This window comes from Paraburkholderia atlantica (assembly GCF_000092885.1).
Classification (GTDB): domain Bacteria; phylum Pseudomonadota; class Gammaproteobacteria; order Burkholderiales; family Burkholderiaceae; genus Paraburkholderia; species Paraburkholderia atlantica.
Genome location: NC_014118.1, coordinates 867,162 through 881,419, shown reverse-complemented (window position 1 = coordinate 881,419; position 14,258 = coordinate 867,162). Strand labels below are relative to the sequence as shown.

The following is a 14,258-nucleotide window of genomic DNA, read 5'->3' as shown; positions in this document are numbered from 1 at the left end:
GCGGACCGGTATGACGGCCATTCAAAACCGGACGAAAAAAAGCATCGACTTCGCCGTTTTTCCTTTTCGACTTTTTTGTCCTGAGACGCGAAAAGGATGGCGATAACGACAGGCAACGCGCTGGCAACATTCGCGAGCGACGCGCCGCAAAGGGAAGGGGCAGCGCCGGATCAGGACCGGCCGGCGCGATGAAGCGGGGAGAGAGGCCATCGTCTCCACAGAGAGACGAATGTACGAGGTGAACCAGGGGCCGTGTCCGTGGGTTGGCACGGGCACGGCAACCTGGCCCGACGGCCGGGGCGCTGCGACGAAGCGGCGTGACCTGGCGCAAATCCGATCGATATCGGGGGCTGTCATGAAACCACAACTGTTGCGCAGGCTAGCCGCTTCGGAAGGAACGGGGCGCACTTACCGGCGGTATGTCGCGGCGTCGCGCGCGCGCTTTTTCGCGCAGGCGGCGGAGTCGTCGGTCGATCTGCTGGCGCTGGTCGTCGCCGAGACGCTCGAGCGCCGCGCCCAGGCCGAGCTCCGCCGCGCGGTGCTGCGCGACGCGCTGTATGAGATGCCGGTGCGCGCTGATCGCAGCGCGGCGCATCGGCGCGACGAAGATGAAAACGACGTTTGACGCTTGCCGCTCGATACCGGCTCGCGACGGCCGTACAGGAATTCGATAGCACCGTTTGCCGGCTCATGGTTTTCACGGAGGAGCGCCGCGGTAAGGAGTTCGCGCCGAAACCTGCGTCGTCAATCGTGAACAGACGACTTGAATAAAAACCCGCGCATGACGCGCCAAGCGCCGCAGAGCTGCCATGATCGACATCTTCCTGATTGCCGCGAGCATTGATAACGCGCAGCGCATCGTCGTGCGGCTCGAACAGAGCGGCGTGCGTTATCGGCTGCACACCGCATACGGTTCGGCCCGGCAACTGCCGATCCACGCACGCATGCTCCGCGGAGCCGACCTGCTGATCGTCGACGACGCCCATCTGAACGTCCGTGGACTCGACGGCATCCAGCAAGCGCTCGCCACCGCACCGACACTCCACTGCATGCTGGTGACGCCGACGCCGTCCAGCGCGCTGATCGGCGCGGCGCTGCGCATCGGCGTGCGGCAGGTGCTGTCGTGGCCGCTCGACGCACAGGCCGTCGGCGATGCGCTCGCGCAGATCGAGGCGCGGCGTCGCGCGCCTCAGCGGCGCCGCGCGCGCGTGGTCACCCTGGCGTCGAGCAAGGGCGGCAGCGGCACCACGCTGATCGCGGTCAACCTCGCGTGCGCGCTCGCCGCGCGGCGTGAGCGGCGCGTGCTGCTGATCGACCTGAGCCAGCAATTCGCCGACGCGAGCCTGCTGATGGCGAATCGCCCGCCGCCGATGACGCTCGCCGATCTGTGCTCGCGCAATGAGCAACTCGACGCGGCGCTGTTCGACGCATGCGCGATGCACGTGCGTCCGAACCTCGATCTGCTCGCCGGTGCCGGCGATCCGCTGAAGGCTGCCGAACTGTTGCCCGGCCAACTAGAGCGGATTTTGACGTTGGTGCGCGGGCGTTACGACGCGGTGCTGATCGACGTCGGCCCGAGCCTGAACCCGTTGACGATCCGCGCGCTCGCGCATAGCGACGCGATCTGCATGGTGGTGCGGCAGAACCCGCTTTACCTGCATGGCGCGCGCCGCATGCTCGATATCTTTCGCGAGCTGGGGCATCCGGCCAGCAAGGTGCGGGTCGTCGTTAACCAGTACGACAAGGACGCGCAGATCAATCTGCCGATGCTCGAACGCACGCTCGACGCGAGGGTCGCGCATCAACTGCCGCGCGACGATCAGCACGTCGACGAAGCGCTGAGCCTCGGCGTGCCGCTGGTCGCGTGCGCGCGCGACAGCGGGCTCGCGCAAGGCATCGTCCTGCTCGCGAACATGCTGTGGCCGGCGGGTGCCGAGCGCCGTAGAAGCATGCTCGGCCGTCTCCTCGCGACGTGGCCGAATCTGCCGCCGCAATTGAAGCCAGGGGTCTAGGCCGACGACGAGCGCTAACGCGCATACCGTAGTAAGGTGAGATACAGGGTCATCCGTCCGCCTATTCTTATAGGTAGAGCGGCGGCGTCAGAGTTTCGAAAGCGTCGCAGAGGCTCGCGCCGTCCGGTCATTCCAGCGAGAAAATCAGGTGAACGCAGCACCGTCCATGCAAAACGCGCAGGGTTTCAGCGACCTCGCGTCGATCCTTTCCAATCCGATTCTGAATACGGATTCGTACAAGGCATCGCACTTTCTGCAATATCCGCCCGACGCGACGGCCATGTTCTCGTACATCGAATCGCGCGGTGGACGTTACGAGCGCACGCTGTTTTTCGGCTTGCAGATGCTGTTGAAGGAATACCTGTGCCGGCCGGTCACCGGCGTGATGTTCGACCAGGCGCGCGCGTTCTTCGGCGCGCACGGCGAGCCGTTCAACGAAGCGGGCTGGCGCTACGTCGTGCAGCAATACGGCGGCTATCTGCCGGTGCGGATTCGCGCGGTGCCCGAAGGCTCCGTCGTGCCGACGCACAACGTGCTCGTCACCGTCGAATGCGACGATCCCCACGTGTTCTGGCTCGCGTCGTATCTGGAGACGATGCTGATGCGCGTGTGGTATCCGATTACGGTCGCGACGCAAAGCTGGCATCTGCGTCAGACGATCCGCGCAGCTCTGCTGAAAAGCAGCGACGATCTCTCGCAGCTGCCGTTCAAGCTGCACGATTTCGGTGCGCGCGGCGTGTCCAGCGCGGAGTCGGCGGCGATCGGCGGCGCGGCGCATCTCGTCAGCTTCATGGGCTCGGATACGGTGCTCGGCGTGGTGGCGGCGAATCACTACTACCACGACAGCATGGCCGCGTTCTCGGTGCCGGCGGCCGAGCACAGCACGATCACGGCGTGGGGTCGCGAGCGCGAAATCGACGCGTATCGCAACATGATCGCCCGATTCGGCAAGCCGGGCGCGATCGTTTCGGTGGTGTCCGACTCTTACGATCTGTTCGCCGCGCTGAACGCGTGGGGCGGCGAGCTGAAGCAGGCCGTGCTCGATTCCGGCGGCATGCTGGTGATTCGTCCGGACTCCGGCGATCCGTGCACGATCGTGCTGTACACGCTGCGCTCGCTGGAGGCGTCGTTCGGCTCGCAGACGAACAGCAAGGGGCGGCGCGTGCTCGACCATGTACGCGTGATCCAGGGTGACGAGGTGAACCCGGATTCGATCTCCGCGATTCTCGCCGCGATGGACGAGGCCGGCTTCGCCGCCGACAACATCGTGTTCGGCATGGGCGGCGCGTTGTTGCAGCAGATCAACCGCGATACGCAGCGCTTCGCGATGAAGTGCTCCGCGATTCGACTGGGCGACACGTGGCACGATGTTTCGAAGGACCCGGTCACGGATCACGGCAAGCGCTCGATGAAAGGCCGGCTCACGTTGCTGCGCCATCGCGGCAGCGGCGAGTACCGGACGGTCACGTTGCCGATCGTGTGGGACGAGCGCACGGTGGCGGGCGAGTGGGACGAAGTGCTCGAGACGGTATTCGATGCGGGCCGCTTGCTGGTCGATACGTCGCTGGCCGAGATTCGAGGCCGCGCCTATGCGGAGGAAGTTTGATCCCGCCATGCCCGACGATCCATTGATGACCGACTGCATGCGTGCGTGGCTACGCGAGGCCACCGAACCCGGGGACGCCGATACGCGTCTGTTCGCCAAACTGATCGCCGCGCGCGACGCTCGCAACGAGCTCGCGTTGCTCGGCCTGCAAGCGGACGCATGGCGCGCGCTGCTAGCGAGGCACTTCGTTCGTGCGCGCATTCCGGCGTTGCCGCTTCCGGTAGTCCCCAGCGAACACGCGAACTTCGTCCACGCACTGCACACGCTGCTCGTCGCGAACGCGAGCAGCACCGTCCATCCCGACGACGCGCATTGCCTCGCGACGATCATCGCCCATGCGTGTTTGCGTCCGGATCATCTATGGCGCGACCTTGGCCTCGCGGGCCGCGATGACGTGACGTGGATGCTCACGCGCTACTTTCCGACGCTCGTCGAGCGCAACGTCGACAACCTGCGCTGGAAGAAATTCCTCGCCGCGCAATGCGCGATCTCGTTGGGTCGGAAGCCGGGACCCGCGCCGGGTTGCCCGGGCTGCGAGGACTACGGGTACTGCTTTCCAGGGCAGCCTTGATGCGTGCCATCGAGATGGCGGCGCGAAACCGTTCGTGTATGCTTGCGCGCATGGCCGACACCGCAAAACCCGCCAAAACCAGAGCCGCTGCGGCGACGAAGTCCACCCGGGCGCGTCCCGAAGTGCGCTTCAGAATGCGCATCCGCACCGGCGATGCGGTTGCACTCGGGCCAGGCAAAGTCGATCTGCTCGAGGCGGTGCGTGAATATGGTTCGATCTCGGCCGCGGCGCGTAGTCTCGACATGTCGTACCGGCGTGCGTGGCTGTTGATCGACGAGCTGAACCGCTCGCTGAAGTCGCCGGCCACGCAATCGGAGCAGGGCGGTCAGAGCGGCGGCGGCTGCACGCTGACGCCGGTCGGCGAATCCATCATCCGTCTGTATCGGGACGTCGAGGAAGAGGCGCGGCGAAGCTGCGCGAGGCAGATCGCGGAACTGGTGAAACTGATCCGCTCGTGAAGGGCGATCGCGAGTTCAACCGCCGTGTGGTGGATGCCGAGATCGGTCGCGTGATGGCGATCGAAGACGGCAAATAATGGCGCCGTTGTCAGCCTCAGTTGTTACCGCCGCGCGCGAAGCGCAGGAACGCCTTCACGGCCGGCGCGCGCTCGTGCTGACGAAACGCGAGCGCGATTTCGGACGCGATCGGCTGACCGGCGATGTCGCGGTAGACGACGCCCGGCAGCGCGATGCAATCGGCGAGCGTATGCGGCACGACCGATACATAGCCGCCGAGCGACACACAGGCGAGTACCGCCGCGAGGGTACCCGGACGCGGCCCGAGCCGCGGTGAGAAGCGCCCGCGCCGCGCGACTTCGAAGGTGCCCGACTCCTGCTCAGGCAGCACGAAACACTGCTCGCGCAGTTGCGCGGGCCGCACGCTGGCCGAGGAGGCGAGCGGCGACTCGGCAGGCAGCGCGAGCACGAAGCGGTCGCGATGCACGGTCGTGGCCTGAATGCCGGTTGCGAGCGGCATCGGCGGACGGACGTAGGCTGCGTCGAGCAGTCCGTCGCCGAGCATCCCGGCGACCGCGTCCATCGGCACCTCGCGGATCGATACCTCGACGCCCGCATGCGCGCCGCGAAAGCCGCCGACTGTCTTCTGCAACACACCCGCATACGCGGCCGACGCCACGTAGCCGATTTCGATGCGTCCCACCTCGCCGCGTCCAGCGAGCAACGCGCGCTGTGCGGCGCGCTCCAGATGATCCAATGCCACCAGCGCTTCGGCGAGATAGGCGCTGCCCGCCGCGCTCAACGCGACCGAACGCTTCGTCCGATAAAAGAGCCGCACGCCGAGCAGGCGTTCGGTCTCCTGGATCAGCCGCGTCAGCGATGGCGCGGCGATGCCGAGTTCCTCGGCGGCGCGCGCGAAATGCAGCTGTTGAGCGACGCACACGAAGGCACGGATATGACGCAGTTCAAGTTGTCGCATGTTTTTCTGTATTGACCAGATTGCTAATTATTCTGTGATTTTAGGTGAATGACATGCAATAGTGCGCCCGCTACGATGACGTCATTTCCGCCCCGTCCTTCGCGTTGCAGCGCGTCGCCCCAATGACATTCCTCCCCAGCCGCCATACCGCGGCAACGCCGGCTCCCGCCGCCCGTCCCGCTTTCGTGCTGGCCATCGCGTCGGCCACCTGCTCGCTGATCGTGCTCGATACCAATGTCGTCGCGGTGTCGCTGCCGTCGATCGCGCGCTCGTTCCACGCGAGCTTCGCCGATGTCGAATGGGTCGTCAGCGCCTACATGGTCGCGTTCGCGTCGTGCCTGATGTCCGCGGGCGCGCTCGCCGACCGCGTGGGCCGCAAACGCATGCTGCTCGTCGGGCTCGCCGTGTTCAGCCTGGCGTCGCTCGGGTGCGGGCTTGCGACGTCGGCGCTGGCGTTGAACGTCGCGCGCGCGGTCAAAGGCGTGGGCGCCGCAATGCTGCTGACGGCCGCGCTCGCGGTCATCGCCAACACTTTTCACGAGGGCCCGGCCCGCGTGCGCGCGTGGGCCGTGTGGGGCACCTGCATGGGCATCGCGACGACGATCGCGCCGCTGGTCGGCGGCGTGATCACGCAATGGCTCGGCTGGCGCTGGATCTTTCTGCTCAATCTGCCGGTGTGCGGCGTGCTCGGCTGGTGCGCGTCACGCGAGCTCGCCGAGTCGCGCAACCCCGCGCGCGGTCCGCTCGATGGCGCGGGCAGCCTGCTGTTCGCACTCGCGCTCGCAAGCGGCATCTGGGCCTTGATCGACGCGCCGTCGCACGGTTTCGCGAGCTGGGCTACAGGCTCGAGGCTAGCGGTCTGCGCGCTGCTTGGCGGCGCATTCGTGCAGCTGCAGCGGCGCCGCGCGCATCCGATGGTCGATCTCGCGCTGTTTCGTCAGCCGCGTTTCGTCGCCGCGGTGCTCGCGATGTTCGGCTATGCCGCGTGCGCGCAAGTGATGATGACGTTCCTGCCGCTGTATCTGCAGAACGCGTTCGGGCTGTCGGCGGTGGCCGCTGGCATCGGCATGCTGCCGTTCGCGCTCGCGATGGTCGTGGGACCGTACATCGGCGCGGCGCTCGGCAGATGGATTCCGCCGATGCTGCTGCTGAGCGCGGGCCTGCTGCTGATCGCGCTCGGCAATCTGCTGACCGCGCTCGTGGCCGGCGGCGCTCGCTACGCGTGGGTCGCGGTCGGCATGATCGTGACCGGACTCGGCGCCGGCGTACTGAACGGCGACACCCAGAAGGCGATCATGGCGTGCGTGCCGCCGGAGCGGACCGGCATGGCCTCGGGTATCAGCACGACGACGCGTTTTACCGCGATCGTCATGTCGGTCGGCGTGCTCGGCGCGGTGCTGGCCGCGCACGCGCGCTCGGCGTTCGACGCGGCCACGCCGCTGACGCCTGGCGTGCGCGCCGCGCTCGACGCCGGTTTCATGTCGCGCGTGATGGCGGGCGACATCGCGCAGGCCACCGCGTCGCTGGCGCCCGCGCTACGGACGGCGCTGACGACGGCCGCGCAGACGAGCTTCGCGGCGGGTTTTGCGGCCGCGCTGGGAGTGGCGGCGCTGGTCGCGGCGTCGGTGGCGGCGGTGGTGTGGGGGCTCGCCGGGCGGGCGGAGGGGGTGCGCTTCAAGGCAGCGGTATCGGAAGGGTAAAGCCGTCGTCGGCTCGCGCCGGCGCCCCATTCACGCCGTTTTCCTATATCGTGTGCGCCATGCCCGCCGCCTACCGCGCGCGGGCTGTTTTCCGGAGCGCGGCGCGAACCTGCGCGTGCATGACGTGCTCCCGCAATACACCACACGACATCAATGAGCCATCCCAACACCGAGCTGATCGAACGTTTTTACACCGCCTTCCAGCAACGCGACGCCGAGACCATGGTCGCCTGTTATGCCGACGACGCCGTCTTCAGCGACCCCGCCTTCGGCGAGCTGGTCGGCGACGAAGTGCGCGACATGTGGCGCATGCTCGTCAAGCATGCGCAGGACTTCACGCTGACCTTCAGCGACATCGAGGCCGACGACCGTACCGGCCGCGCGCAGTGGGTGGCGCGCTACCGTTTCGTGCAGACGGGGCGCGACGTCGTGAACCGGATCGAGGCGCGTTTCGTGTTCCGCGACGGACTCATCGTCGAGCATCGCGACCGTTTCGATCTGTGGCTGTGGATGCGCCAGGCAATGGGCGTGCGCGGCACGCTGCTGGGCTGGTCGCCGTTCGTGCAACGGATGCTCAGGCAGCAGGCGCGTCGGGGGTTGCTGCACTATCGCGGGCAGTTGAATCGCGAGCGCGGCTAGGCGCGTGCGGGCGGCGGCGCGTGCATCGCGCTTGCTATGATCGAAGCACGCGCGTGCCCGCACGCCTTGCCGGGCCGCCCCACGGGAAACGCTATGCGAGTCGTCGATGCCGCCTGGCAAGAATGGCTGAGCAGCAATGTCGCGCGCGGCTGCACGCCGGGCTCGATGGTCGACGCGATGGTGCAGGCCGGCTTTGCCGACGGCGAGGCCCGAGTCGCGGTCCACCATGCGTTCGATCGGCGCGCGTCCGGCCCCGCGGCGCCCTCCACGGTGGCCGATCCCGCCACCAACCCTTATCGATACGACGCCGCGCCGGTTGCACGCGGCAACCTGATACACGCGGCCGACCGCGAGGTGCGCGTGTTGCTGCGCTGTGAGCGCCCGCAGCTGGTCGTGTTCGCCGACGTGCTGTCGGCCGCGGAATGCGCCGAGCTGATCGAACGCTCCCGGCATCGGTTGAAACGCTCGACGACGGTCAATCCACTCACCGGCCGGGAGGACGTGATCCGCAACCGGACCAGCGAAGGCGTCTGGTATCGGCGCGGCGAGGATCAGCTGATCGCGCGAGTCGAACGACGCATCGCGAGCCTGACGAACTGGCCGCTCGAAAACGGCGAAGGTCTGCAGGTGCTCCATTACGGCACGAGCGGCGAGTACAGCCCGCATTTCGACTTCTTCGCGCCCGATCAGCCCGGCAGCGCGGTGCACACCACGCAGGGCGGCCAGCGCGTCGCGACGCTGATCATCTATCTGAACGACGTCGCCGACGGCGGAGAGACGGTGTTTCCCACGGCGGGCCTATCGGTCGCGGCGCAGGCGGGCGGCGCGGTGTATTTCCGCTACATGAACGCTGAGCGCCAGCTCGATCCGTCGACGCTGCACGGCGGCGCGCCGGTGCTGGCCGGCGACAAATGGATCATGACGAAGTGGATGCGCGAGCGCGCGTACGGCTGAGGCGGCGCCTATCCGGCCGCTCGATAGACATCCGGCCGATGCAACTCCATATAGCGCTCCGGGTTCGCGAGCGACGTGAAGCCATGCGGCGCGTAGACGTGATGCGCGTCGGTCGTGACCAGCACGACTCTGCGCAGACTGGCGAGAGACGGGCTCGCAAGGATATGCTTCATCAATGCCGACGCATATCCTTGGCCGCGATACGCGGGCAGCACGAACACGTCGCACAGGTATGCGAAGGTCGCCTCGTCGGTGATCAGACGCGCGAACGCGATTTGCTTGCCGTCAACAAAACCACCGAAGCACAGCGAACCGGCGACGGCCCGCTCGAAGGTCGCGCGCGGCATGCCCTTGGCCCACGGCGTTTCCTGCGACAGGAACGCGTAGACCATGTCGAGGTCGAGATCGGCGATGCGGCTGGAAATCGTCAGTTCGCTGGCTTGCACGGCGTGTCTCCCCAGGTTGCGTAGCGGCAGTGTGTACGGTTTAGCCCTTCGCGGTAGTCTCGCCACCGCGCGAACCCCCGCCGATGCTCTGCCCGGCATCGCGCGCGAGCCCCATATAGCCGATCACCGACAGCAGCGTCAGCAAGCCGGCGAACAGGAACGCGAGGCGGAAATCGTCGAGCGTGAACACGTGGCCGGACGTCTCGCCGTTGAACAGCGCCGCGACGCGCAGCGACACGGCGCCGAACGCGATGCCGAGACCGATCGTCATTTGCATGGCTGCGCTCCACAGCGTGCTCGCCGCACTCATCTGCGTCTGCTGGATATCGGCATAGGCGAGCGTCGCCAGCGTCGAGAACTGCATCGAGCGCGTGACGCCGTACACGAACACCACGATCAGCACCAACACGAGCGGTACGTCCGGCGTCAGCAGCCCGCACAAGGTGATGAAAATGCCTGCCACCACCACGTCGACGATCGCCACCATCCGGAAGCCGTAGCGCTGCAGGATGCGCGTGGTCAGCGCCTTCATGCCGAGGTTGCCGACCGCGCTCGCGAGCAGCAGCAGACCCGAGCGGAACGCCGACAGACCGAAGCCGACCTGGAACAGCAGCGGCATCAGATAGGGCACCGCGCCGATGCCGATGCGCGTGAACGAACCGGTGATGACGGTCACCGAAAACGTCGGCACCTTCAGCGTCGACACGTCGACGAGCGGATGCGGATGACGCTTCGCGTGCAGGAATGCGATCGCGCCGACCAGCAGACCGCCCGCCACGACCGCGATCGCGAGCCACGCGTTGGTGGCCGGCTGGCTCGCCAGCTCCGCGCCGTACAGGATCGCGGTCAGCGCGACGCCGCTCAGCAGCAGGCCGACCACGTCGAGCGGCTTGCGTTCGGTGCCGCGCAGGTTCGGCACGATGGCGAGCGCGACGGCGATCGCCGCGAGGCCGAATGGCACGTTCAGCAGGAAGATCCAGCGCCACGACGCGTAGGTCGTGATGAAGCCGCCGATCGGCGGGCCGACCACCGGCGCCGCGATGGCTGGCCAGGTGATCGTCGAGATCGCCTGCATCATGCGGGCTTTCTCGGTGCTGCGGACCACGATCAGACGGCCGACCGGCACCATCATCGCGCCGCCGATGCCTTGCAGCAGCCGCGCGGCGGTGAACTCGGGCACGTTCTGCGACAGCCCGCACAGCACCGATGCGACCGTGAACACGCCGATCGCGCTGACGAACACGGTGCGCGCGCCGCAGCGGTCGGCGACCCAGCCGCTCGCCGGAATGAAGATCGCGAGCGCGAGCATGTAGGCGGTCATGCCGAGGCTCAGGCTGTTCGGGCCGACGCCGAACGAACGCGCCATCTGCGGCAGCGCGGTGGCGATCACCGTGGTGTCGAGGTACTCCATGAAGAAGGTGGCCGCGACGATGTACGGCAGCCAGCCGACGTGCGCGGTGCGGGTGCCGCTGGTACTCATCGCGCGAGCTCCCGTGGCGCGCTGATGCGCGAGCAAAGACGATTGACGGGCCGGCGCGCGGCGCGCGAAGCGTGTGACTTCATGGTGCTCGAGATTGCCTTTCGGTTGCGTTTTTATGCTTCGGGCTGGCGGGAACATCAGCTTGGCTGAATTTCAGCCTCGCTTGCCAGCCCTGAATGCTAACGCAATAAAAGGTCCCATATCACCCAGGCATGCAGCGCGCCGCACCGCCGCGCCGCCACCCGTGCGTCAGTCCTTCGCCGCGTACTCCTTGTCCAGCCGGTCATACAGCGGCTTGTTGACGAGCCGCTGGCGCTCGCTGAACGGCGCGACGATCGTCGCGTCCTCGTCGAGGCGGCCGTTGCTTTGCAGCGTGCCGAGCGCGCGCTGCATGCCGAGCACCGCGCCCTGCAGCGCCGCGTTTGCGTACAGCACGATGCCGTAGCCGAGCTTCGCGAGCGCGTCGCGCGACTGCACCGGCGTCTTGCCGCCGATCACGATGTTGATCAGCTGCGGCACGTCGAACAGCCCCGGCAGACGCTCGATGTCGGCGAGCGATTCGGTCGCCTCGATGAACAGGATGTCGGCGCCCGCCTCGATGAAGCGATGACCGCGCTCGATCGCGTCTTCGATGCCGTGGACTGCGGCCGCGTCGGTACGGGCCATGATCTGCAGGTTCGCGTCTTCGCGCGCGTCGACGGCCGCGCGGATCTTGCCGACCATCTCGCTCGTCGCGATGACTTCCTTGCCCGAGAAGTGGCCGCATTTCTTCGGCATCACCTGGTCTTCGAACTGGATCACGTCGGCGCCGCTGCGCTCGAGCACGCGCACGGTCTGGCGCACGTTCAGCGCGTTGCCGAAGCCGGTGTCGGCATCGACGATCAGCGGCAGCGCGACCGCGTCGCGAATGCGCGCGGTGTGCTCGGCAACTTCGGCAAGGCCGATGAAGCCGAGATCGGGCAGGCCGAGCGACATGTTGGTGACGCCCGCGCCGGTGATGTAGACCGCCTCGAAGCCGGCGTCCTCGATCACGCGCGCGCTCATCGCGTTGAACGCGCCGGGCACGAGCAGGCCCTGACGCTGATTGACCTTGGCGCGGAAGGCGGCGCGGCGGGTGGCGGAAGTGGTGGTCATGATGCGGGTCTCCAGAAGGGGAAGCGGTGTTGGAACGCGGGCCACATTCTGCAGGAAACGTGCCATTGGCGGGTGTTCAACGCATTGGGCAGATAGAACAAGGGTTTGCGCGCTATGGGCTTGGCCTGACGGTTCGTGAGAAAATCGGCGGAACGTTTCATGAAACGTTTCGCGGAACGTTTCAATCAAGGAGAACCGCAGTGTCCACGTTCGCCCCGTTCGTCGCGAACCCGAGCCCCGCCGTTGATATCGGCCGCCCGGGCGTCGCACTCGTCAGTATTAGCCGACTGCAATCGCTTTGCGAGGCGGTCGCGCCGCGCTATGCCGGCCGCGCGAAATTCTTCACGGTGCGGGAGGGCTACGGCGCGGCCGTCGCCGCGCTGCAGGCGTACGTGGATGCGGGTTCCGTCGACGTCGTACTGTCCGCCGGCTCGAACGGCGCGTACCTGCGGGAGAACCTCGGCGTGCCGGTCGTGATGGTCAAGGTGAACGGCTTCGACGTGTTGAGCGCGATCACGCGCGCCACCGCCACCTGGCCGCAGGCGCGCATCGGGCTCGTGCTGCATGAAGCGATCGCGCAGGAACTGGCCGACCTGAGCCCGCTGCTGAACGTCGATCTGCGGCAGCGCGCGTACCGGTCGATCGACGAAGTGCGGCACGCGGTCGATGAACTCGCCGCGCAGGGGTGCCGCGTGGTGGTCGGCGCGGGCATGGCCTGCGATCTGGCGCAGCAGGCCGGCATGGAAAGCGTGTTCCTGTACTCGCTCGCCGCGGTCGAGGAAGCGTTCGAGCGCTCGGTCGAACTGGCGCGCGTGAGCCGGCAGAAGGAATCGAAGCGAGTGCGCCTGAATACGATCGTCGCGCATCTGCGCGACGGCGTCGCCGCGTTCGACGAAGCCGGCCAGCTCGAAGCCGTCAACCCGGCGATGCTCGACCTGCTCGGTTTAGGCCCGGCGCAGGAGGCCCCGAAGGACGACGAGGACACTCCCGCGCGCGTCGGGCGCGCGCTGGCACCGCTGTTGCGCGAGACGCGCGCCGCCGACCAGCCAGTCGACGAACGCGTCGAGCAGATCGGCGGGCGCGCGCTGATCGTCAGCTGTGTGCCGATCGTCGAGCAGGGCGCGCGGGCCGGTTTCGTCGTGACGGCGCAGGACGCGCTCGTTGCGCAACGGATCGACCGCTCGCTGCGCACCAGCCAGCGGCCGAGGCATCTGGTCGCGCGGCACCGGCTCGACGACCTGATCGGCGCCTCGATGGCGCTCGAACGCGTGCGCCGTCTCGCGCGCGCCGGCGCCGCGCACGACGCCACCGTGCTGCTGAGCGGCGAAAGCGGCACAGGCAAGGAGTTGGTCGCGCAGGGCATCCATAACGCGAGCCGGCGGCGCGGCAATCCGTTCGTCGCATTCAACTGCGCGGCGCTGCCCGAAGGGCTGATCGAAAGCGAGCTGTTCGGGCACGAGGAAGGGGCGTTCACGGGTGCCCGACGCGGCGGCAAGCCGGGGTTATTTGAAATCGCGCACACCGGCACCATCTTTCTCGATGAAATCGGCGAAATGCCGGCCGCGCTGCAAAGCCGGCTATTGCGGGTGCTGCAGGAACGCGAGGTGATGAAGCTCGGCGCGGGCCGCGCGACGCCGGTCGATGTGCGTGTGATCGCCGCGACGCATCGCGATCTGCACGCGCTCGTCGAGCAGGGCGCGTTTCGCGCGGATCTGTATTTCAGATTAAATCTGCTTCAGATAAAATTGCCGCCGCTGCGCGAACGCCGCGCCGACATCGCGCCGCTGGCGCGGCATCTGCTGGAGCGCAGCGCGCTGCAGTACGGCTTGTCGGCGGCGGCGCTCGAGCGGGTGCTCGCGTTTCTCGACCCGCTTTTCGCGAACTACGCGTGGCCCGGCAACGTCCGCGAACTGGAAAATCTGCTGGCGCGCGCGGCGATTTATATCGGTGACGCGGCCAGCGAGATGTCCGGGAACTCGACCGCCGACGCCTTGCCAGACTGGTTGGCGGTGTTTCCCGAGTTCGGCCGGGTCAGGCTGGCCGGGGGCGAGCGAATCAAAGAAGCGTCCCAGCACGCTAACCCTGGCGGCACGGCGCCCCGCGTCAGCCCCAGCCGCGAGGATGCGCTGCGTGCCCTCGAACAATCCGGCGGCAATCGTGCCGCCGCGAGCCGCGCGCTCGGCATCGGTCGAACCACGCTGTGGCGGCTTCTGAAGGGCTGAAACGCCCGCCAATCGACCCGATAGTCTCGACCGATAAAATTAATAGAAATGAACTATCAA

Annotated in this window: 13 protein-coding genes; 9 read left to right on the top strand and 4 right to left on the bottom strand. The window is 67.2% G+C overall.

From position 1 onward, the window contains the following. The first annotated feature begins 355 nt into the window (after positions 1–355). The 5 genes from BC1002_RS20020 to BC1002_RS20000 all read left to right on the top strand — a co-directional run bounded on the left by BC1002_RS20020 (position 356) and on the right by BC1002_RS20000 (position 4,647). Positions 356–625: a hypothetical protein gene (locus BC1002_RS20020; RefSeq protein WP_041734993.1), complete on the top strand. Its 270-nt coding sequence runs from the start codon at positions 356–358 to the stop codon at positions 623–625. Between the two features lie 184 nt (positions 626–809). Then, entirely contained in the window at positions 810–2,012 is a 1,203-nt protein-coding gene (locus BC1002_RS20015) for a CpaE/TadZ family protein (RefSeq protein WP_013091806.1), read from the top strand. Between the two features lie 166 nt (positions 2,013–2,178). Then, on the top strand, positions 2,179–3,618 hold the full coding sequence (locus BC1002_RS20010) for a nicotinate phosphoribosyltransferase (RefSeq protein ID WP_013091805.1): 1,440 nt from the start codon (positions 2,179–2,181) through the stop codon (positions 3,616–3,618). A 7-nt stretch (positions 3,619–3,625) separates the two neighbouring features. Next, complete coding sequence (locus BC1002_RS20005) at positions 3,626–4,189, top strand: nitrogen fixation protein NifQ (protein WP_041734990.1); 564 nt, start codon at positions 3,626–3,628, stop codon at positions 4,187–4,189. Between the two features lie 50 nt (positions 4,190–4,239). Next, the gene (locus BC1002_RS20000) at positions 4,240–4,647 is read left to right on the top strand and encodes a winged helix-turn-helix domain-containing protein (protein WP_375791811.1); all 408 of its coding nucleotides are present in this window, start codon (positions 4,240–4,242) and stop codon (positions 4,645–4,647) included. Between the two features lie 94 nt (positions 4,648–4,741). Here the strand turns inward: BC1002_RS20000 and BC1002_RS19995 are convergent, their stop codons facing one another. Further along, positions 4,742–5,623 (bottom strand): LysR family transcriptional regulator, encoded by an 882-nt coding sequence (locus BC1002_RS19995; protein WP_013091802.1) that lies wholly within the window; start codon positions 5,621–5,623, stop codon positions 4,742–4,744. 122 nt (positions 5,624–5,745) lie between these two features. Here BC1002_RS19995 and BC1002_RS19990 point away from each other — a divergent pair, with 122 nt between their 5' ends. The 3 genes from BC1002_RS19990 to BC1002_RS19980 all read left to right on the top strand — a co-directional run bounded on the left by BC1002_RS19990 (position 5,746) and on the right by BC1002_RS19980 (position 8,916). Then, a complete protein-coding gene (locus BC1002_RS19990; RefSeq protein ID WP_013091801.1) occupies positions 5,746–7,323 on the top strand; it encodes an MFS transporter in 1,578 nt (525 codons plus the stop codon). Positions 7,324–7,476: 153 nt separating this feature from the next. Further along, positions 7,477–7,962, top strand: a complete 486-nt coding sequence (locus BC1002_RS19985) for a nuclear transport factor 2 family protein (protein WP_013091800.1) — start codon at positions 7,477–7,479, stop codon at positions 7,960–7,962. A gap of 93 nt (positions 7,963–8,055) precedes the next feature. After that, the gene (locus BC1002_RS19980) at positions 8,056–8,916 is read left to right on the top strand and encodes a 2OG-Fe(II) oxygenase (RefSeq protein WP_013091799.1); all 861 of its coding nucleotides are present in this window, start codon (positions 8,056–8,058) and stop codon (positions 8,914–8,916) included. Between the two features lie 8 nt (positions 8,917–8,924). Here BC1002_RS19980 and BC1002_RS19975 read toward each other — a convergent pair whose 3' ends face one another. The 3 genes from BC1002_RS19975 to BC1002_RS19965 all read right to left on the bottom strand — a co-directional run bounded on the left by BC1002_RS19975 (position 8,925) and on the right by BC1002_RS19965 (position 11,976). Then, positions 8,925–9,362, bottom strand: a complete 438-nt coding sequence (locus tag BC1002_RS19975) for a GNAT family N-acetyltransferase (RefSeq protein ID WP_013091798.1) — start codon at positions 9,360–9,362, stop codon at positions 8,925–8,927. A gap of 40 nt (positions 9,363–9,402) precedes the next feature. Beyond that, entirely contained in the window at positions 9,403–10,842 is a 1,440-nt protein-coding gene (locus tag BC1002_RS19970) for an MFS transporter (protein WP_013091797.1), read from the bottom strand. 249 nt (positions 10,843–11,091) lie between these two features. After that, positions 11,092–11,976 (bottom strand): isocitrate lyase/PEP mutase family protein, encoded by an 885-nt coding sequence (locus tag BC1002_RS19965; RefSeq protein ID WP_013091796.1) that lies wholly within the window; start codon positions 11,974–11,976, stop codon positions 11,092–11,094. 200 nt (positions 11,977–12,176) lie between these two features. Here BC1002_RS19965 and prpR point away from each other — a divergent pair, with 200 nt between their 5' ends. Continuing rightward, entirely contained in the window at positions 12,177–14,198 is a 2,022-nt protein-coding gene (gene prpR / locus BC1002_RS19960; protein ID WP_013091795.1) for a propionate catabolism operon regulatory protein PrpR, read from the top strand. Positions 14,199–14,258: the final 60 nt, after the last annotated feature.